Here is a 19,273-nt window from a genome sequence, read left to right as displayed (position 1 = left end):
GAATTATGGCAGGTCTACACTATTTTTTACCAAAAATATGAAAATAAAAACGCCACGGATACGATAGTCGCTATCATGGCGTTAGCATATTCTTATGTATTCGCAATTCGATTGCATGCAAATCTATCAAAAATCTCGGGTACTTCAATTGCTTCTACCGGGCGGCTAAATAAATACCCCTGTACGGTGTCACAATTAAATTCCTGCAGAATCTTTAAATCGTCGTCGTTCTCTACTCCTTCTGCAATCACAACTAGCTTTAGGTTACGTGCTAGCGCAATGATCGTATTTACGATGGCTGCATTGGTAGGATTAACCGAAATATCCTTCACAAAGGACTGATCGATTTTCAAATGGTGGATTGGGAATTCTTTCAAATAGCTGAGCGAGCTGTAGCCCGTTCCAAAGTCATCCATAGCAATCTTCAGCCCCATGTTTCTGAAACTATTTAAAGTCGTTAAGGCGACTTGAACATCCATCGTCATGCTTTCCGTTATCTCTAATTCCAGATATTGCGGTTCGAGTCCTGTCTCTTGAAGTATGCTGTTAATCTGATCTTTGAGAGACTGATCATAGAACTGTTTAGAAGACAAATTGACAGCCATGGAAACCTTGGGAAAACCTAACTCCTGCCAACTCTTATTCTGGCTGCACGCTTCTCTAAGAACCCATTTTCCAATCGGGTAGATTAATCCCGTTTCCTCTGCGATAGGAATAAATTCTAGCGGAGATACGCGCCCCAGTTCAGGACTTTCCCATCGAATTAAACTTTCAAATCCGACGATCTGATTCTCTATTAGATTGACTTGCGGTTGGTACACCAAAATAAACTCATTTTTCTCTAATGCTTTTCGCAAGTGCTTTTCAATCTTAATTCGACGTTCAATTTTCGCATAAATTTGTGAATTGAAATATTGAACTTGATTCCCGCCCAGTTCTTTCGCGTATTCCATAGCAATATCTGCAAAACGAATCAGATTGTCAGGGTCACTATCATCTTGCGGGTACTGGCTAATCCCGATCGAGGGAGACATATAAATTTCATGATCTTGGATACGAATGGGCTGATTAATAGTTTGAACTACGGTATTGGCGAACTCCTCAAGCTCAGCTAACGAACGGTGCTTAACCAAACCAATAAATTCATCACTGCCCACTCTGAAAACAGAAATATCTTTGATCATGGTGCTATTTTTCAATCTGCGAGCCATAACTTGAAGAATTCTGTCCCCTGTATCATGACCTAACGTTTCGTTAGCCAGTTTGAAGTGATCCAAATTCACGAATACAACAGCAAAACGTTCCTGCTGCGCAATGGCGTCCTCGATCCATTTACTTAACCCATGTCGATTCGGAAGGCCTGTCAGAGGGTCATGATGGATTAAATAGCGGATACGCTCCTCCATGCTTCGCGACTCCGTGATATCTACAGTTAGTGAAATGACTTCTGTAATGACACCATCTCGTTTAATCGGACGAAGAACGGTTAAGTAATAATAACCATGCCATTCCGTTTCGAAATCAATGACTTCTTCTTTGTCCCATGCTGCTTGATAATAGGGAGCCATGAAGCCCGCCTTATCTTTCGGGAAAATGGCAAACAAATCCTTGCCTACCGCATTATCCTCCTTGATACCTAGCCGATTAAATAGTGAACCCTGCCACGTGGTATAGATAAATTTATGATCTTCTTGATGAAATTTAACGAGAAGTCCATTTTGTTGTTTGATTTGATCCTGCAGTTCATCGTGAAAATGCAGCATATCCTCCTCCATCTTCAGTAGGAATGTAAGTATTTCCAAGTGAATTTTGATCGACTGCTCTTTCCCCAGTATACTCGTCTCATTCCGTAGGAACAGTTTCTTCCTCATTGCAGTTTTGCACCGTAATAGAAATTCTTCTTCTATCAGAGCATTCTGTGTTCTTTGGAATAGTGTCTCTTTTTGGAAAAAATCCATTGCCCCTAGCTCCAGAGCTTGCAAGGCAACATTTGAACATTCTTCCGTGCAGCTGCTCAGCATAATAACCGGCACTGGATGAAAGGTCATAATTTGACGCAACGCAGCTAGTCCATCGAGCTCGGGCATTTCTACATCCAGTGTCACAAGGTCTGGCTGCAGCTCAACAATTTTATCCAGCGCATTGGCACCATTAACCGCGAATCCTACCACTGCAAATTGTTCATCTTGCTCAAAAAGATTCGCAATCCTATTTCTCATTACGATGGAGTCATCGACGATTAACACCCGGTACTTTCTCATACTTATCACCTAAATTCTTATGAATTCGTAGTGCCAGTTAATTGACTCGCATTTGAATCGCAGAGAAAACAAGATCAATGAATTCCCCTCGTGCTTGGTTGACATAGCCTAATGTTGTCTGCTGAAGGCTTTCTATAGAAACACAGGAGGTTAACAAAATCTTATCCGAGAACAAATACAAGGATAGCTCATACGATGACGAAGCGTTTTTGACTACATCACTAATATTCGTTTTTTTATATTTTTCAGAAAGTTCAATCGCATACACCAAGTACAAGGGTTCACTCGGAAAATGAGTCATCTGAAAAATTTCTTTAAAAGAAGACTTCGCATACGAATTCCAACGAAACCCAAATCTATAGGTACGATCCTCTTCCCAATTGGGCTCGAACTGAGAAATTAATTCGAGAAACTGCTGGCGGTAATAATGGATCAGGTTCATTGGTGGCCCCCCCTCGCAATTCCTGAAAATGTTAGCTATCATTTCTGTATATCCATCATACTTTGTAATTGTTGTTAAACATCTATCTTAAATCTTAGCTAAACATTATTTTTCCTAATAGTTCGCTAATGAATCTAACACTTTAAGCCTTCTGAAAAAAACGAAAAAACCAAGCGCTGACCGCACTTGGGTCATAAACTTGGTCTTATGGATGTTTATCATGATGAGATATTAACCAATTGTAAGGAAATCGAACACTACTGACCTTATCGTGTCGTCTGCAGCTTTACCCACATTGACTTATTCCGGAATTCTTCCTCCGCTCCTAACTCTCTCCCGAACCAAGAAGGTATTCTAAAGAGCCGCGCAGCTTCAACATCGGGAAACTCGACTTCGACCACCAGGAGATCTACTTGTTTATACTCATCAATTTCAAAATGGAGCCCCTGAACTTCAACCGTGGTGCGAATCTTCTCCAATGGGATTAACCCGGTTCGTTCAAGCAGCTGCTTATATATAGGCTCCGAGATGTTATATTCAATCTCTTCCCGAACCATGCCATGCCCCGATTTGAACGTATGTGTAAAATGCGACAATCCAGAACTATCCACCAACTGGCGCACTCTGATTTCTTGATCCTCCGAAAAGGCCAAATACGTTTGATAAATGTACTGCTTTGATACAAGCGTGATTTCATTATTGCTCAGTTCAGCCGCCGGGAAGGCGTGTAATAGGAACTTTCTTTCGATTTCGGCACTCATTGGTGTGACCCCTCTCCAAACAAATCATGTTCTCTTCCCCATTTTACCACGCTATCAAAAGGATAAACCACTCCGTCGTCCACCAGGACGAGCCAGACACCTTGAATCTTCACAATTTCCCTAGCCAGCCCCTCCTGACGGAAACCAACCTTCTCCAAAAAAAAGGGACCTAGCCAACGGGGCCAGGTCCAAAGTTTATATTAAAAAAGGGGGGTCTTGTTTATTATAATACCTCTTCTATGTTAGAGAAGTGTAACAGGAATGTTCCAATTGTGTTACAAAAAAGCGATTCCGTTCAAATGGCTTTTTTTGTATGCACTTTTGTACATACTACAGAATGTAAATCTTTAGGAATAGGAGTCAAACATGTGAAAGTTGAAGACGCCATTGTGGAACACATTAGACAAAAAGCTGTGCGGCTGAGCACCTCCGAAGATTTGGATGTATTGGTAGAAGCAATCGGAGACAAGAAGTACGTTTTACTCGGTGAGGCAACGCATGGTACATCGGAATTTTATAAGCTGCGCATGGAGCTGAGCCGTAAATTGATTGAAAAGAAAGGTTTTTCTTTTATTGCCGTCGAGGGCGACTGGCCGTCCAGTTATGAGGTTAACCGCTATGTAAAGCATTACAAGGATGCAAAGCCGAGTTCCCGCGAGGTTATGGAAACTTTCAATCGCTGGCCGACTTGGATGTGGGCGAATGAGGAGGTTGGGGAGTTGATGGAGTGGCTCAACCAACACAATGCAGACAAGCCGATGGAAGAGCGAGTTGGGTTTTACGGTCTGGACGTCTATAGTTTATGGGAGTCACTAGAAGAGATCGAACGTTATTTAAAGGAAAAAGGCACACCCGAGCAATTAGCTCTGGCGCGGAAGGCATTTGAGTGCTTCGACTCCTATGAGAAGGAGGGGCAAAATTACGGGGTTTCGGCGGCTTTTTATGGCGAAAGCTGCCAAGATGAGGTCGTGAAGCTGCTTCAAGCGCTTCACGCGAAACGCGTGCGGTACGAAGAAGACAGCGAAGCAGCTCTTAGCGCGGAATTGAACGCGCTTGTTGCTGTGAACGCTGAGGATTACTACCGCACCATGGTTCGTCACGACGCGGAGTCGTGGAACGTCCGCGACCGACACATGGTCGAGGCGCTGCGCCGCCTCGCCGACCATCACGGCCCAGACGCCAAAGTCATCGTCTGGGAGCACAACACGCACGTCGGCGACGCACGTGCAACAGATATGATGGCCGACGGCATGGTGAACGTCGGCCAGCTCGTGCGCGAAGCGCACGGCGAAGCCGATGTGTTCGCCATCGGCTTCGGCACTTACCGCGGCACGGTCATCGCCGCGACATCCTGGGGCGCGCCGATGGCGACGATGCAAGTCCCACCTGCCCAGCCAGGCAGCTGGGAGGAGCTCATGCATCGCGCTGGCGCGCATGATCAGATCCTCCTGCTGCGCAAGGAGGATCCGATTCTCGGGCACGAGGTGCTGAAGCACCGTGCCATCGGGGTCGTGTACCGCCCTGGCCATGAGAGAGGGAACTATGTTCCCTCTCTTATGGCTCGGCGGTACGACGCCTTCGTGCATGTGGATGAAAGCCATGCGCTTCATCCGCTAACCATAAATAAAGTGCTTGTGTGAATTCACACAAGCACTACCTCTTCTTCTCACTAATGTATGGTAAAATTGAACAGTTAAAATATGAGCCAAGGAGTTTTAATGATGATTCGTTCCCTTGCTGTTACCATGGACTTCAATGTGCTTCATAATGTCCCCTTCGAGGAGCTTCTAGGCCCGAACATGAAGTGGTATTGGGTCGACTTTCATAATCCGAGCGAAGAGGAAGCGCGGCATCTGAAGGATCATTTCCACTTTCATCCGCTGGCCATAGAAGACTGCTTTTTCTTACTGCAACGACCGAAAATGGATCATTATGAGAACGTTAGCTTTTTTGTGATGCATGGGATTAATGCTTTAACACTGGATGCTGAAGAAGTGGACATGTTTCTGGGAAGCAATTTCATTGTGACCTTTCATTTGCATGAATCCCGAGAAATTGAGGAAGCTTGGAGCCGAATTTTAGAACAAGAACACTTGCGGAATGAAGGTCATATTTATGCGGCGTATTTAATTCTTGATAATTTGGTGGATCAATATTTCCCAAGTGTTTACCAAATCGAAGATCAATTGGATGAAATCGAGAACAATTTTGATGCCGAATCCATTGAAGTCTTGATGAAACATATTTTTGGCATTCGGGCCAAATTGTTAAAATTACGCCGCACCATCGTGCCCATGCGTGACTTGCTGTATAGGGTCATCAATACAGAACGAATCGAGCTTCGCGAGCAGCTCGTCTTTTTCACGGACATTCATGATCATCTGCTCAAGCTGTCTGAAATGATTGATTCAAACCGCGATATGACGGCGGATATGAGGGATAGTTACATCTCCCTGAATTCGAACCGAATGAATACCATCATGAAAACATTGACTGTAATCACGACGATCTTCATGCCATTAACGTTCATTGCTGGTCTTTATGGGATGAATTTCGCTTATATGCCTGAGTTGAAGTGGCACGGGGGATATTTTGCCATTCTCGTGATCATGTTCGGAATTGGTTTCGGCATGTTCGCTTGGTTTTGGAAAAAGGGCTGGTTTAAATAAAAGTCCTCCTTACTGATTCGGTTGGGAATTCATCGCCATAAACTGGCTGGGCATAACTCCGACCGTAGCCTTGAAAGAGCGGCTGAATAAATAAATGCTTGAAAAGCCCACCTTCTCCGCAATAGCAGTTAAGGTTTGATTCCCTTCAATCATTCTTATTTTCGATTGCTCGATTCGAATATGGGTCAAATATTTATGAATCGTAATGCCCAGCTGATCTTTAAATAAAAACGATAAGTGATTGGTCGAAATTCCGACATGCTTACTTATCGTATGATTATCCAGTTCAGGGTCCCCATATCTTTCATTGATCAAATGGATGGTTTTTTCAATAAACACCCAGCCCTTGGTCATTTTCCCTTCTTTATCGTTATGGCCCACTTGTCCCTTCATAAAAAGAACGAACAATTCCAAACAAATCCCCTTAAGGATCAACGAGTAACCCGATCTTTTATCCAGAAATTCCTTCTGCATGATCAGGAATCTCTTCTTTAATTCGATCCGTTCCGGCAGCTGCAGGTGAGAAATTGGGATCGTAGATGCTAGCTGCATCTCCTTTTTATCAATTGCTTTACGCTCTTCAGTAATCGTTTGGTCCTTCCAAGAGCTTCGTTCTTCGTCATAATACAAATCAAAATGAAAGATATATTGGATCAATGGCGCTTCTGACGTAGAGCGAATAATATGCGCCATGAAGGGAGGTATAAGGAGAATGTCTCCTTCCTTCACTTGATATTTGACCCCGTCCAAAAAAAACTCAGCTTCTCCTTGCTCGATATAGGTATACACATGATCGTAATCCATCCATTCACCCGCCAGAGAGAAGGATTTATGAATTTTGACCATTCTGACGAATGGCGAGATGCTGTTCATCCAAGTCTCCATGATACTTCCCTCCTGCGGAATGATAATGATCTACTGCATGATTTTCAAAGTATAACTGAAGCGTATTCCTGTTTTCCATATCTTAACATACCAATATGAATTATTCTTTTACGACTTATGTCTCGCTCCAGTCAAATAAAACACCGTTGTACTTATCCTTAAGCAAACGGAGACCCTCATAAGCTTTCTTTGCTTCCTCCGGCTTCAGCACATGGCTGATTAAAGGTTCAACCTGCAACCGTTTCTGCTTCATCAGCTCGAAAACGATACTTGAGTTTCTAACCAAAGAATGTTTGACAAACTCATTGGGTTCGGTTGGAAATCGCCATTCGTGCGCTCCCTTGAACGTAATACAGCCTCGTCCATATAAATGGCAGTAATTCAAAATTTCAGTAACATCCGCATTATATTCTCCTCGAGGACTGCCCAGGAAAATAATCTCACCTAATTTGGCGATCCACTCAAGACTTTGGACAGCTACTTGAGGCACCCCTGTAGCCTCGATATGGGTTGAAACACCCTTTCCACGTGTGATGTCGGCAATCTGTTCGTTTACGCTGCCTTTTCCACCACTTATAGCATGAATAACACCACATTGCTCGGCAATTCGTAGGCGTTCTTCCGATAAATCAATACCAATCACAGTAGCTCCCTGCAAATGCGCCAGCTGAGCTGCCATATTTCCTATAAGTCCAAGCCCCGTTACGCTTACATAATCTCCGAGCTCAATATTCGAAACACGAATCGCAGTCGTTGCAACGGTCGCCATACGAGTAAACGGTACCCATTTCAAATCTAAATTCTCCGGAACTTTAAGAAAAGTCCCTCTGATCGAAACAACCTCATACTTCGTGTGGTTCCCATAATGAAAAACAATATCGCCGGAATTAAACTCCGTTACTCCTTCCCCTACTTCCACGATCTCACTTACTGCCGCATAGCCTGGAATACCCGGCATCGGGAACCAAGCCTCGTTCCCTGACAGCATAGCCAATTCAGTTCCTGGGCTGATTAAAGTATAAAGCTTCCTAACCAGAACTTCCTGATCGCCAATCTGTGGGGAGAACTTCTCTTCCACCGTTTCAACCTGCCATGGCCCGAGAAACATAACCTTCCTATTATTCATCGCAACGCACTCCTTTTTATTGAACTCATTTTCAATATAATTGTTTTTCTTGGAGGCGTCTTTGACGTAAGAAATGATTTTTTATCGAAAACAACGATGGAGTGTACCATGCAAGAAAAAACCTAGGCTTTGCCTCAGATCCTTGGTGTAATCCCATTCTTTAGTGCGTAGGGAGGGAGTGATGTGGATTCTAACTATACGATTATTATTTGCAGGTTCCTTAGTAAGGGACTACTGCGAAAGTACAGAGATTTTTGCTAAATTCGTTTGAAAAGAGAAAAAGGCTGCTAATTTGCAGGAATTTCCAGACTTTTCCATCCTGGTAGTAAAAAGGACCACAAAAGCCTGCACAATTGCAGGAATTTATGAATAGGAGCTATTCAAAGAAAAAAAGCATGTACAATTGCAGGCTTACCACCACACGGTCACTTCAAAGTGTATATAAATCCTATCTCAAAAAAGGGCCGACTCTCCAGAGCAATTCTCTGGATTATCGACCCCATCTATCGGATTGTATCAAATCTACTTTTTCTTCTTCGCATCATAGGCAGCTTGATAAATTTCCAGATAACGCTTCAGGTTCATATTATCCAAGTTTTTCAGGTAGCCGTCCCAATCTTTCTCCAGACTTGCGTCCCCGATGATGAAGCGAGCGGTCATCTCTTTGACATGATCGGTAATCGTCTTCTCGAGATCGGCTAGCTCCATCGCTTGCTCATTCGTGAAGAACAGCTGTGGCAGGAAAGTATCCAGCTTCTGCTTGTAAGGCTCATACTTGTTTTTCGTTTCATTGTACAAAATGACTTCCAATGGATTTTTCGGATCGGCGACCAAGCCTAAGCGGAAATCATTCGTTCTAAGAGACGGTCCGGTTTGAGCCCATTTCACATTTTGCACATTCGGCAGCTTGGCGTCGGTATATTTCCAGATGGCCTGCTTGCCATTGATGCCGAGCTCGCCTTGAGCCGCATTTTTCCATTCAATATCAGGACGTCCTTCTGTATTACGCAGCGTCATCTCCTGTGTATACATCAGATCAGCCAGTCGGAAAGCAGCTTCCGGATTTTTACTCGCTTTCGTAATCACGTAGCGCCCTTGAGAGACGCTGTTCGTATACGGAGCAACTTGCAAGCCTTTGGGCCCTTTGAGCACTGGCACGGCGGTAACCTCAAGCCATCTTCCGCTAGGTCCGTTGAAGGCTGTAAACGTCCCGTTATGCTGGGCTACCGCTGCGCCCAATATATTAATATTAGGATTTTCCCCCATCTGCTTCGCTTGATCCCGATCCTGCGTGAAGGACTGCGGCGCGATCAAACCTTCGGCATACAACTTGTTCAGATACTTCAAACCCTCTCGCCATTCCTGCTTGTTATAAGGCACATCGACCTTGCCGTTATTGAGGAACAAACGGTTGGTATTGTTAGGATTTAGTGTAAAAGCATTCATAATGAACGAATCGATATTGACGTTTGGTCCCACCGCTGCACCTGCAAGTGGAATCTCATCGGCTTTTCCGTTGCCATTCGGATCCTTTGTTTTAAATGCTTTCAGTACTTCGTACAGCTCATCCGTAGTCGTTGGCACAGCCAGCCCCAATTTATCCAGCCATGGCTTATAAATCCACATTTTTTGGGACATGGAGCAATGGAAACACTCGTTCACAAGCGGCAGCCCGTATATTTTACCGCCTGGCGCTGTAATCGCATCTTTCACTCCTTCAACTTGCTCAAACATCTTCTTGGTTTCGACGCCATACTTATCGATAAAAGGCTTTAAATCGAGGAAATCGCCTTGGCTGCCATAGATCAGCTGTTGTGTAGGGCTAACGTCAAAACCCATGATCACATCAGGCAAATCTCCGCTTCCGAGCACCAAATTAAGCTTTTCTACCGCGGATTTCTCCGGGGCAACATCCCACACGATATGAATGTTCGTCTTCTCCTCTAAGTACTTCGTATATTCATTCGTGGCAAAGTCTTCAACAAATGCGCTTCCCTTTACAAGTACTTTTATGGTCGTTTTTTCATTCGTGATGGGTAATTGCCCCGCGGCTGTCACCCGATCCTCTGCTACTTTAGGTGGTGCATCTGATTTCCCAGCTTCCTTATCTGAACAACCGCTTAAAACCGAAACTGTACCCAAGGCTAACCCTAAGCTTACGACCATCCATTTTTTCATCTAAAAGAACCCTCCCCAGCATTTTTCATTGGAAAAATTTTCATTGAATGACTAACCTTTCAACGAACCGATCATGACTCCCTTAACAAAATGCTTCTGTACAAAAGGGTAAATTATCATAAGTGGCAGCGACGAGACGACAATGAGAGAGTATTTAAGCAGTGCCCGTAGACCCTCCCGATTCGCTTCCTGTCCCAGATCGGTCAGCATAGCGGAATCTACCTCATTTTGAACGAGTATTTCCCTAAGTACAAGCTGTAATGGATAAAGACTCGGCTGCTTCAAATAGATCAACGCATTAAAATATTGATTCCAATAACCTACCGCCGAATACAAGGTAATGACAGCAATGATCGGGCCAGACAGCGGGATCACGACATTCCATACAAACTTAAAATCGTTACAGCCGTCCAGCTGAGCAGCCTCCAGCAGTTCTTCCGGTATCGTCGTTTTGAAATAGGTTCTTGTAATAATGACATTGAATACACTCATTGCCCCTGGCAAAACCATCGACCACATCGTATTTAACATGCCGAGATCTTTGACCAGCAGGTAGCTCGGAATGAGCCCGCCGGAAAACATGGTGGTGAACACCAGTAAAAGCATGACCACGTTTTTCCCAAACAAGTCTCTGCGTGCGAGCGGATAAGCGGCCATAATCGTTAATGCGACATTGATGGCTGTACCCAGAACCGTATAAATGACGGAATTGCGAAACGAGCTCCAAATCAGCTTATGTTTAAATACAGCCGCATAACCGTCGAATGTAGGTTGAACCGGCCACAGCCACACTTTCCCCGTGATAACCGCTTCAGGGCTGCTGAAGGATGCGCTTACAATAAACACTAGCGGATACATCACAATAATAAGAAATAAGGAAAGCACCGTGTAATTGATCACGTTAAACCAACGGTCATTGCTGGCTTCCCGAATGTTAGCATGCTCCATGATGACTTCCTCCCTCTATCCGCCTTACCATAGGCTTTCCTGCTTAGCTTTCTTCGCTATTTGGTTGACCGAGATTAATAAAATCAAACCAATGACTGACTTGAATAAATTGATAGCCGTGGAATAAGAGTAATTCATCGCCTGGGAGGCAAGGCCGACCTTGTACACAAATGTATCAATGACTTCCGAGGTGCGCGCATTCAGCGGATTCTGCAATAGCAGCACTTTTTCAAAGCCCAGATCCAGAATATGACCGGTATTCAAAATAAGCAAAATAATCATAACCGGAACGATGCTCGGCAGATCGATATGCAGCATGCGCTGAAATTTACTTGCCCCATCAATGACTGCCGCTTCATGTTGTGCGGGATCTACACCCGCTAAAGCTGCTAAATAAATGATGCAGGAAAAGCCTACATTTTGCCAAATACCAGACCAGACATAGATCGAACTGAAATATTCCGGCTTGGCCATAAAGTTGATCGTTTTCATGCCCAATTGACCAAGCAGCATGTTCACTAGTCCATTGCGGGGGTCCAGCAGCTCTATGATGATCCCTACCATCACGACGATGGATATAAAATGGGGAGCGTAAGTAATCAGTTGTACGGACTTTTTGAACACCTGGTTTTTCACATAATTCAAAGATAAGGCCAGAATAATCGGAAACGGAATCCCGGCAAGCAAGCTGTACAAGCTGATGATCAACGTGTTTTTCATCAATTTCACAAATTCATAAGAGTTGAAAAATCGGATGAAATGCTTCATACCGACCCACTCGCTCCCAGCAACACCCTTGGATGCAATATAATCCTTGAAGGCAATCTGCGCCCCGTACATCGGATAATATTTAAACACAAGGACATAGATGACTGGAAGCGCAAGCAGGGCATACAGTTGCCAACTTTTCTTCATTTGCTTCCTTGCGACAATCAGTAGACGACTGCTTGCCCCCGTGCTTGCTTTGGTTAAGACAACCTCTTTCATGGTGTGCTCCTCCCCCTTTCAATTGATACCTTTACGATACAAAAATTGCCTCACACCGTAAATTGGAAAGCGCTTTCTCCATGTGCAAATATTAAGATTCAGTCATGTGCACTTCTAAATAAATGTGCAAAAGTAAAGAATACGGCACAATAGTGCCGCATTCTATCCGTGTAATTTCTTATAGGAGGTCGCACTGACGCCATTCAGCCGCTTGAATGCCCGACAAAACGTATTAGAGGAACTATAGCCAACCTTATCGGAAATTTCAAGAATGGTTAGTTCCGTTGTCTGGAGAAGATCTTTGGCCCGATCCATGCGCAGATTTTCCAGATAGTCAGAGAAATTAATGCCCGTTTGCTCTTTGAAAAATTGGGACAGATACACTTTCGAGATGCGAAACCGATCGGCCACTACATCCAGACAAAGCTCACTGTCCATATAGGCGCTGCGCAGCATGCCAAGAATACTTTGAATCAGCAGCACATTTTGACTTTTCTTATGCTCGTTCACACTTTCGCAAATCCATTGATAGGTTGCACGGATCGACTGATAATTTTTGCGCATATTTTCATAGGAGTCTATCTCACTGCTGAGTGATTGGATGCGCTTGTAAACCTCCTGCTGATCGAGCTCCATTTGCGGCAGCAGCTTCACCAGACTTCCCCACATTTCAAACAAGAACAACTGCATAACTGCGAAGGAAAGGTGCCTCAGCTCGAAATTTTCATGGAATATCTCATCAAGCGTATGCTGAACCTCAGCATGGTCCCCCGCTTTCGCCAAATTAATTAAGCGGATCTCCACATCCTGCGGAAAATAGTAGTTATTCATATCTGTCGGGAGCTCGTCATGCCAGACGATTTCATTCTCATTTTTCCATAATTGTACGTTCAATGCTTCTCTTGCCTGTTCATACGATCTGGAGATGCTGGTAAGGCTATCACATAAACCGCCTACACCATAGACGGAGACTAGCTTTAACTGGCTTTTCATCTCCTCACTAACTTCCTTCAACTTCTGTTCAATTGGCGCCTTGTAGGGCTCCGACTGTTCAGCTCGATAGCAAAAAAGCACCGCGAACTGATCCTCCGCAATATCGTAAACAAAGCCTTCCTGATCGATCGTCCTTATCAACATTTCTTTGGCCAGCAAACGCTTCATATCCAGTTCTTCCAACAGGTCATCGTTAAAGCCGTTATCGAAGCCTCGCAAATGAACAACTACGACCCGATAGGACAACCCCTGCAAATCCATACCAACATACTTTAACAAAGCATCTGCATCACGTGCCGAAATAAATTGCCCGTTCAATAACCGCTGAAAATAGGCTGCCCTCAGCAAAGGAACCTGCTGTTCGATCTCAGACTTCATCCTGCGGTTATTGTGGAACAAACCGGTTACCGTTTCTCCGATTAATCCAAAGACATCCCTCTGGTGCGAGATGACGTCCCCTTTTTCCAGAATCACGTTTACGATATTACGTAACGGTTTACTGTTGCGATAAGCCAGCACATACGCGATAAAGACACCTACGACAAGAAAGACGAACGTTAAAGAGAAAGTGATTTTCTGAATATAACGAACCTTCTCTAGTACGACAAAAGTCGGTTCTCCCACCAGATACGTCCAACCGTTATAGGAGGATTTCGTATAAGTAATCATCATCTGCTTCGATTGCAGCGATTGCTCGATTACTCCCTTATCGCCAATAAGATTGCCGATCTCGATCGGTAAGGGGGCTTCACTCGCCGATAACTTGCTAATGATCTTCCCCTCTCCGTCCACAATATAGGCCCATCCCCCTTCGGAAATGTTCAGCCCTTGAAACAGCTTCTGGATTTCCTTCTGGTCAATCATGACAGCAATAGCGCCCTGAGGATTACCAGGGTACCCAAGCGATTGCATATACGTCAGCATAGAATAGGGCACACCCTGTACGACGACCTCCTCAGACGCAAAAGTCTTGCGCGTATGAAATTGCTTAGCGACGAAGTCATACCATGAGGCATAATCACGCTCACTGTAATGAGCTACCCGATCAAAAAAATGCTGAAACGAATAAGAAGCCCCCGGGGTTAGCACCATCTCACTATTTTTGAATAAGACATAATAATTAAATATGAAATTATTAGACATCCTATAGTCGTACAAGCTTTTATTCGTATCCAAAATCCGGTACGTATTCGTCCCCTCAAAAGGATCAGTGACAGACTGAAACCGCATAATCCTTGTATCGGCCGCTAACTGCTGAGTAATCGAGGCGATTTCCTCCAATCTTCGATCAAGGATATCTTTACTCTGCTCCAGCAGGTTCATATGGCTCGCGGTTGCTTCGCTTTCGATTAGCGCCGTCGTCTTCTGATAAATGACCCAGCCAATAATCATCGGCAGCATCAGAAAAACAAGATAAGGAACGAGAATTCGCGCAAACACGCGATGCCTTCCTTTGTTAACGTTAACATTACCGCTTCTCTCTCTCTTGAACAGCATAGTCAATATCCCCATTTCCTTCACGATTCCGTGTTGCGATCATAGTGGAGAGTAAACAATGTGGATGATTTGCTTCATGTATGCGTTTGCAAATTATGATTGAATGAAAACCAAAAAGATAAGCTGTTACTTCCAGTATACCTTGCTGATCTGGTAATCGGAAGCTTTTCATTGTTCTTCTAGTGAAAAGAATAACTATGAATGTTCGTTTTCATCAGATGAAATTAAAAAAAGCTCTCATGCTCAAGATGTAGAATAGATCTTGATACATGAAGCTTTTTAGTTGGTTTCGCATGAATTAAGCGATTTTATTGATATGTCACTTGTAATAAGAAGTAGTTAAAGGTACAAAAATGCCTGATTTACCGTCACTTTTATATGAATAAATAACTGTAACATCGCCTAATCCAGCTATATTGACCTCAATCGTTTTTAATCCGTCATTAACTGTCACTGTATCTTGTTTAAGTAGTTTACTATCCTTGTCTTGAATTTTCAATTCTACATCTGAACCGATAGCAGCAACTTGCAAATAAAGTTTCTGATACTTGCCATTTGGTTCCAATGTAAAATTCGATCCAGAACTTTTCGTATCTTTAATGACTTCCCCATAATCCTTACTTTTGTATTTCGTTAAGTCAGGGTCTTTAATTGCTTGATAAAAAGTTTGATCTGCATTAACCGGAATCCCTTCCACCTTTTCACCAAATAAAACACTATTTGATTCAGCATCGTAATCCACCGCTACGTTCAATGAACTTGCAATAGCTCTAGCAGGCAAATAAGTACTTCCATCGTATGTAATTGGAGTTACTACATTACCTTGCGCATCCAATAATTGTACGACATTTCCGTTTACCTTTACTTTAATATCGTTGTTCAAATAAGCCTTAATTTCCTGCAAATTCGCCCCTGCGTATACGCCTGCTGCCGCACTGAAAATCATAGAAATTCCAACAATCGAAACTATTGTTTTCTTCATAATAATCTCTCCTCTCATTTTAAAAAATGATCTCTCATGACCTAATATATATTACAAAATTAGGAAATACAAGCAAGTTGTGTAACAGGCTACACTAGGAAGGTAAGTGTTAAATGTAATCGCGCTGGTCTTGCTTCGCGAGGCGTATTGGCAAAAAGCCAATCGATGAGCCCGCTTGCTTTGTACCCAAACAAAAAAAGGAACCCAGCCAACGGGGCCGGGTTCAAAAGTTTATATTAAAAAGGGGGTCTTGGTTATTATAATACCTCCTAAACATTATGAAACCATAACAGAAACATTTCAATTATGTTACAAATTAGAAAGCGCTTTATTTTCATACCTTCTCCTTCTCCTACAATTACGACCTCTCACTCTCTTCATATACTCTTTACACAAAATCAGTTGCGCCTGACGAAGGTCTAGCATATAATAGTTTAATTAGAATAATTATAAATAAGGAGGAACCGTATGAGTATCGAATACGACTATCACCATCTTCATCATGTGAAAGAACAGAGCAAATCCAGAAAAACGTTATGGGTGACTCTCATACTGACCGCCTTTTTCACTATCGTAGAAATTGTTGGCGGGGTGCTCTCGAATTCCCTTGCTCTGCTGTCCGACTCTGCTCATATGATCTCTGACGTCATCGCTTTGGGACTTAGTATGGTTGCTCTGAAGCTGGCTACTCGTCAGCCTAATGCGCGGTTCACCTTTGGTTTCCTGCGGTTTGAGATTATTGCGTCTTTTCTGAATGGGTTAGCCCTCTGTATCATTGCTTTAGGAATTTTCATCGAGGGGATTCAACGCATGATTAACCCGCAGCCGATTAAACTGGCTCTTATGCTTGGAATTGCCTCCATCGGTTTCGTTGTCAATCTTGTGCTTACATTGGTTCTCCATAATAGTGTGAAAGAAGAGGACAATCTGAATGTGAAAAGCGCGCTGTGGCACTTTTTCGGCGATTTGCTCAGCTCGGTGGGTGTTATTATCTCTTCTATTATCATTTATTACACAGGTCTTCTCTTTTTCGATCCTCTGATTTCGATGGTTATTGGCGGCATTATTTTCATTGGTGGAAGCAAAATCATTCGAGAATCTTACCTGATTCTGATGGAGTCAGTACCTGAACGCTTCAACTTAGATGAAATTCGCAGTGAGATCGCGCATGTTGAAGGTGTCGAAGATGTGCATGAGATGCATCTGTGGGCAGTTTCGACTGATCATTACTCTTTAACCGCACATGTGTTCATCAATCCTAACATACAACCTTTCTGTGTTATTCTTGCGATTAATGAAACACTGAAAAGTAAATATGGCATCGAGCACTCCACCATCCAAATTGAGCATGCCGACATTAATCCACATGGGGATTATGGCAAAGAGTTTTTGAAGCATCAAAGACAAACGAATAGAAAAGAGCTTCAAATCTAATAAGGGTTCAGCCAAAAAGACCGCTATACTTCTCATCTTAGCGAGAGTATAACGGTCTTTTCATGTTGATGTAGACTTCCGGACAATCATCTCCAAATCAATGAATAGCTCATGTCCGTGAATACGCGGCAGGTGCTCATCAAGCAATTGTACATTCTCCTCGTCCAAGTCTTCACCTATCTGCCGCATCAGAATAGCAGCAACTAAGCTCGTTTGCAGATCGACTGGCATCTCGAAACTTGTGATAGAGGGAAAGCTAGCCTTAGAAAATAGTTCATTATCCATACCAATCAACTGCACATCCTCTGGCACGCGAACGCCTCGCTCATGACACACTGCTAAAAGCTCCAGCGCCAACGCATCATTAAAGGTATAGATGCCAATAGGTCGGTGATCGCCGCTTATACGCAGAGCTTCCTCCAGTATACCTTCGATACCAAGCTCTCCCGCATCCAAAAGAGCATGTACCGTCGACTTGGCATTATCTCTCAGCCCTGCCATAAACCCTTGAATGCGCTGGTCATTGGCCCCCATCCCTTTACGCCTGCCGGCATAAATAATGGAGTGACATCCGTTTGCGAGGAATTGTTGGACAGCTTCCGTCGAAGCCTTCGCGAAATCCAAATTAACCGCCAGCTTGACGATTTCGCTAGGCCAGCCCCAGCCATTAAAGATAACCAGCGGTGTGCCCTCACCGACTAACTGCTGGGTCGATTCCATACTCATCGCTAAACCATGGCTCACTAAACCATCTACTCTTCGCTGCAGCAAGTGCTCCAGGTGACGCTTCTCGATCACTGGATCCATGCCCGCTGCTGAAAATACCGATAAATGATAGCCGAATCGATGTACTTTCTGCTCCAGCTTCTCTGCAAATCGACCATAATAGCCGCCGAAATGCGGTATGATCAGCCCTAACTCATAGGATCGACGCCGACTAAGGTTCGTTGCCATCACATTGCGGCGATAACCCAGCCGTACAACGGCTTCCTCCACTTTGCGTATCGTCTCCGGCGACATCGGCACCTTTCTCCGATTCAAAACATTGGATACCGTCGCAATGGAAACGCCCGCTTCAGAAGCCACATCGACAATGGTGGGCTGTTTACTTCTCTTCATAGGAAATCCCTCATTCTTGAATTGCTTTAACTCATTTTATCGATAAGCAAATCGCTCGTCAAATTTCGATCATCTGTGCATTCCTGCGGTAATTCGTTATAATGAAAAGATTCGTGTACGCCTAGTCTAATTGGAGGAATTCGAAGAATGCTAAAGTATCGTCCACTTGCATTATGGCTCTTTTTTCCCATTCTTGGCCTATTTCTTTCTATGGCGTTATACCCTTTGGCTATCGAAATTGGTAAAAAACCTCATGCCTATACCTACTCTAAACTGCACGCCACCAATGGTGTTGAGCTTCATGTGCTGAAAACGAAGCCTGAGAACATCGCGCTTAGAGCCATTGAGAAAAATGTCACTGAAACAGGCTTATATGGTATTAATGGCGGATTTTTTTACAATGCCGATTTGCTCAGCATCGCTGTAACCAACGACCTTCCAGCCAAAGGAGAAGCCAATGACTACGGAACCGGTTGGTATAATACAGATGTGTCGCGCGGTACGCTCGTCTGGGATGAAGCGCTGCGAGCCTTCAATGTTCAAATCGTCAAGCATGCGGGCGAGCTTAAAGTCACGGATCGCAACCACTATTGGGCGCAAGGCGGAGTTAGTATGAAACTAGGGGATTCTATCGAATGGGAAGCTCAAATGATCGCCGAAGAAATGCCCGCTTATGATGAAAATCGTCTCCGATCAGCAGCAGCCTATGACACCCAAGGCAATGTCTGGTTAATCGTCACGCCGACTTCTTGTACCATAGAACAGTTTCGCAGCGCTATCTTGCAAACTGGCCCGTTAGTTGACGGTATTTTTCTCGATGGAGATGGTTCTTCTCAACTGATGAGCAGAGAGAATAAACTGCATGGCGATGGTCGCGAAGTGTATCAAATCATACAGATTATGAAATAAACCAAGAAGTCGTCTAGTCAGATCTTCATTCATCCTGAGGCAAGGGGAGAGTGGTGATATGAGCGATTTTTACTTAGTAAAG

At 43.8% G+C, this 19,273-nt stretch carries 15 protein-coding genes; 4 read left to right on the top strand and 11 right to left on the bottom strand.

Annotated elements, in window-relative coordinates:
* Positions 1–92: 92 nt before the first annotated feature.
* From NYR53_RS08045 to NYR53_RS08035, 3 genes are all read right to left on the bottom strand, one after another.
* Positions 93–2,261, bottom strand: coding sequence for an EAL domain-containing protein (locus NYR53_RS08045; RefSeq protein WP_261304693.1), 2,169 nt, complete (start codon positions 2,259–2,261; stop codon positions 93–95).
* A 37-nt stretch (positions 2,262–2,298) separates the two neighbouring features.
* Positions 2,299–2,703, bottom strand: coding sequence for a hypothetical protein (locus NYR53_RS08040; RefSeq protein WP_261304692.1), 405 nt, complete (start codon positions 2,701–2,703; stop codon positions 2,299–2,301).
* Positions 2,704–2,969: 266 nt separating this feature from the next.
* The gene (locus NYR53_RS08035) at positions 2,970–3,464 is read right to left on the bottom strand and encodes a CYTH domain-containing protein (RefSeq protein WP_261304691.1); all 495 of its coding nucleotides are present in this window, start codon (positions 3,462–3,464) and stop codon (positions 2,970–2,972) included.
* A gap of 368 nt (positions 3,465–3,832) precedes the next feature.
* On the opposite strand from NYR53_RS08035, the gene NYR53_RS08030 reads away from it, so the two are divergent.
* Together NYR53_RS08030 and corA are read left to right on the top strand one after the other, a co-directional pair.
* On the top strand, positions 3,833–5,104 hold the full coding sequence (locus NYR53_RS08030; protein WP_261304690.1) for an erythromycin esterase family protein: 1,272 nt from the start codon (positions 3,833–3,835) through the stop codon (positions 5,102–5,104).
* Between the two features lie 81 nt (positions 5,105–5,185).
* Positions 5,186–6,133: a magnesium/cobalt transporter CorA gene (gene corA, locus NYR53_RS08025; RefSeq protein WP_261306301.1), complete on the top strand. Its 948-nt coding sequence runs from the start codon at positions 5,186–5,188 to the stop codon at positions 6,131–6,133.
* Positions 6,134–6,142: 9 nt separating this feature from the next.
* On the opposite strand, the gene NYR53_RS08020 is transcribed toward corA, so the two are convergent.
* The 7 genes from NYR53_RS08020 to NYR53_RS07990 form a co-directional block, all read right to left on the bottom strand.
* Positions 6,143–7,018 (bottom strand): AraC family transcriptional regulator, encoded by an 876-nt coding sequence (locus tag NYR53_RS08020; protein ID WP_261304689.1) that lies wholly within the window; start codon positions 7,016–7,018, stop codon positions 6,143–6,145.
* A gap of 115 nt (positions 7,019–7,133) precedes the next feature.
* The gene (locus tag NYR53_RS08015; RefSeq protein ID WP_261304688.1) at positions 7,134–8,144 is read right to left on the bottom strand and encodes a zinc-dependent alcohol dehydrogenase; all 1,011 of its coding nucleotides are present in this window, start codon (positions 8,142–8,144) and stop codon (positions 7,134–7,136) included.
* A 522-nt stretch (positions 8,145–8,666) separates the two neighbouring features.
* Positions 8,667–10,322 (bottom strand): ABC transporter substrate-binding protein, encoded by a 1,656-nt coding sequence (locus NYR53_RS08010; RefSeq protein ID WP_261304687.1) that lies wholly within the window; start codon positions 10,320–10,322, stop codon positions 8,667–8,669.
* 51 nt (positions 10,323–10,373) lie between these two features.
* Entirely contained in the window at positions 10,374–11,270 is an 897-nt protein-coding gene (locus tag NYR53_RS08005; RefSeq protein WP_261304686.1) for a carbohydrate ABC transporter permease, read from the bottom strand.
* A gap of 24 nt (positions 11,271–11,294) precedes the next feature.
* Positions 11,295–12,257, bottom strand: coding sequence for an ABC transporter permease (locus tag NYR53_RS08000; protein WP_261304685.1), 963 nt, complete (start codon positions 12,255–12,257; stop codon positions 11,295–11,297).
* Between the two features lie 162 nt (positions 12,258–12,419).
* Positions 12,420–14,747, bottom strand: a complete 2,328-nt coding sequence (locus NYR53_RS07995; RefSeq protein ID WP_261304684.1) for a helix-turn-helix domain-containing protein — start codon at positions 14,745–14,747, stop codon at positions 12,420–12,422.
* Between the two features lie 319 nt (positions 14,748–15,066).
* A complete protein-coding gene (locus NYR53_RS07990; protein WP_261304683.1) occupies positions 15,067–15,729 on the bottom strand; it encodes a stalk domain-containing protein in 663 nt (220 codons plus the stop codon).
* A gap of 468 nt (positions 15,730–16,197) precedes the next feature.
* Here NYR53_RS07990 and NYR53_RS07985 point away from each other — a divergent pair, with 468 nt between their 5' ends.
* Positions 16,198–17,163, top strand: a complete 966-nt coding sequence (locus NYR53_RS07985; RefSeq protein ID WP_261304682.1) for a cation diffusion facilitator family transporter — start codon at positions 16,198–16,200, stop codon at positions 17,161–17,163.
* 60 nt (positions 17,164–17,223) lie between these two features.
* Here the strand turns inward: NYR53_RS07985 and NYR53_RS07980 are convergent, their stop codons facing one another.
* The gene (locus tag NYR53_RS07980; protein ID WP_261304681.1) at positions 17,224–18,282 is read right to left on the bottom strand and encodes a LacI family DNA-binding transcriptional regulator; all 1,059 of its coding nucleotides are present in this window, start codon (positions 18,280–18,282) and stop codon (positions 17,224–17,226) included.
* Positions 18,283–18,429: 147 nt separating this feature from the next.
* Here NYR53_RS07980 and NYR53_RS07975 point away from each other — a divergent pair, with 147 nt between their 5' ends.
* The gene (locus NYR53_RS07975; protein WP_261304680.1) at positions 18,430–19,191 is read left to right on the top strand and encodes a phosphodiester glycosidase family protein; all 762 of its coding nucleotides are present in this window, start codon (positions 18,430–18,432) and stop codon (positions 19,189–19,191) included.
* Positions 19,192–19,273 lie beyond the last annotated feature (82 nt).

This window comes from Paenibacillus andongensis (assembly GCF_025369935.1).
GTDB lineage: Bacteria > Bacillota > Bacilli > Paenibacillales > NBRC-103111 > Paenibacillus_E > Paenibacillus_E andongensis.
This window is presented reverse-complemented; position numbering and strand designations above follow the sequence as displayed.

What these genes read in the sequence shown, in the direction of transcription:
- NYR53_RS08045 (WP_261304693.1), bottom strand. Translation starts at nt 2,261, where the DNA reads ATGAGAAAGTACCGGGTGTTAATCGTCGATGACTCCATCGTAATGAGA.
- NYR53_RS08040 (WP_261304692.1), bottom strand. Translation starts at nt 2,703, where the DNA reads ATGAACCTGATCCATTATTACCGCCAGCAGTTTCTCGAATTAATTTCT.
- NYR53_RS08035 (WP_261304691.1), bottom strand. Translation starts at nt 3,464, where the DNA reads ATGAGTGCCGAAATCGAAAGAAAGTTCCTATTACACGCCTTCCCGGCG.
- corA (WP_261306301.1), top strand. Translation starts at nt 5,186, where the DNA reads ATGATTCGTTCCCTTGCTGTTACCATGGACTTCAATGTGCTTCATAAT.
- NYR53_RS08020 (WP_261304689.1), bottom strand. Translation starts at nt 7,018, where the DNA reads ATGGAGACTTGGATGAACAGCATCTCGCCATTCGTCAGAATGGTCAAA.
- NYR53_RS08015 (WP_261304688.1), bottom strand. Translation starts at nt 8,144, where the DNA reads ATGAATAATAGGAAGGTTATGTTTCTCGGGCCATGGCAGGTTGAAACG.
- NYR53_RS08010 (WP_261304687.1), bottom strand. Translation starts at nt 10,322, where the DNA reads ATGAAAAAATGGATGGTCGTAAGCTTAGGGTTAGCCTTGGGTACAGTT.
- NYR53_RS08005 (WP_261304686.1), bottom strand. Translation starts at nt 11,270, where the DNA reads ATGGAGCATGCTAACATTCGGGAAGCCAGCAATGACCGTTGGTTTAAC.
- NYR53_RS08000 (WP_261304685.1), bottom strand. Translation starts at nt 12,257, where the DNA reads ATGAAAGAGGTTGTCTTAACCAAAGCAAGCACGGGGGCAAGCAGTCGT.
- NYR53_RS07995 (WP_261304684.1), bottom strand. Translation starts at nt 14,747, where the DNA reads ATGCTGTTCAAGAGAGAGAGAAGCGGTAATGTTAACGTTAACAAAGGA.
- NYR53_RS07990 (WP_261304683.1), bottom strand. Translation starts at nt 15,729, where the DNA reads ATGAAGAAAACAATAGTTTCGATTGTTGGAATTTCTATGATTTTCAGT.
- NYR53_RS07985 (WP_261304682.1), top strand. Translation starts at nt 16,198, where the DNA reads ATGAGTATCGAATACGACTATCACCATCTTCATCATGTGAAAGAACAG.
- NYR53_RS07980 (WP_261304681.1), bottom strand. Translation starts at nt 18,282, where the DNA reads ATGAAGAGAAGTAAACAGCCCACCATTGTCGATGTGGCTTCTGAAGCG.
- NYR53_RS07975 (WP_261304680.1), top strand. Translation starts at nt 18,430, where the DNA reads ATGCTAAAGTATCGTCCACTTGCATTATGGCTCTTTTTTCCCATTCTT.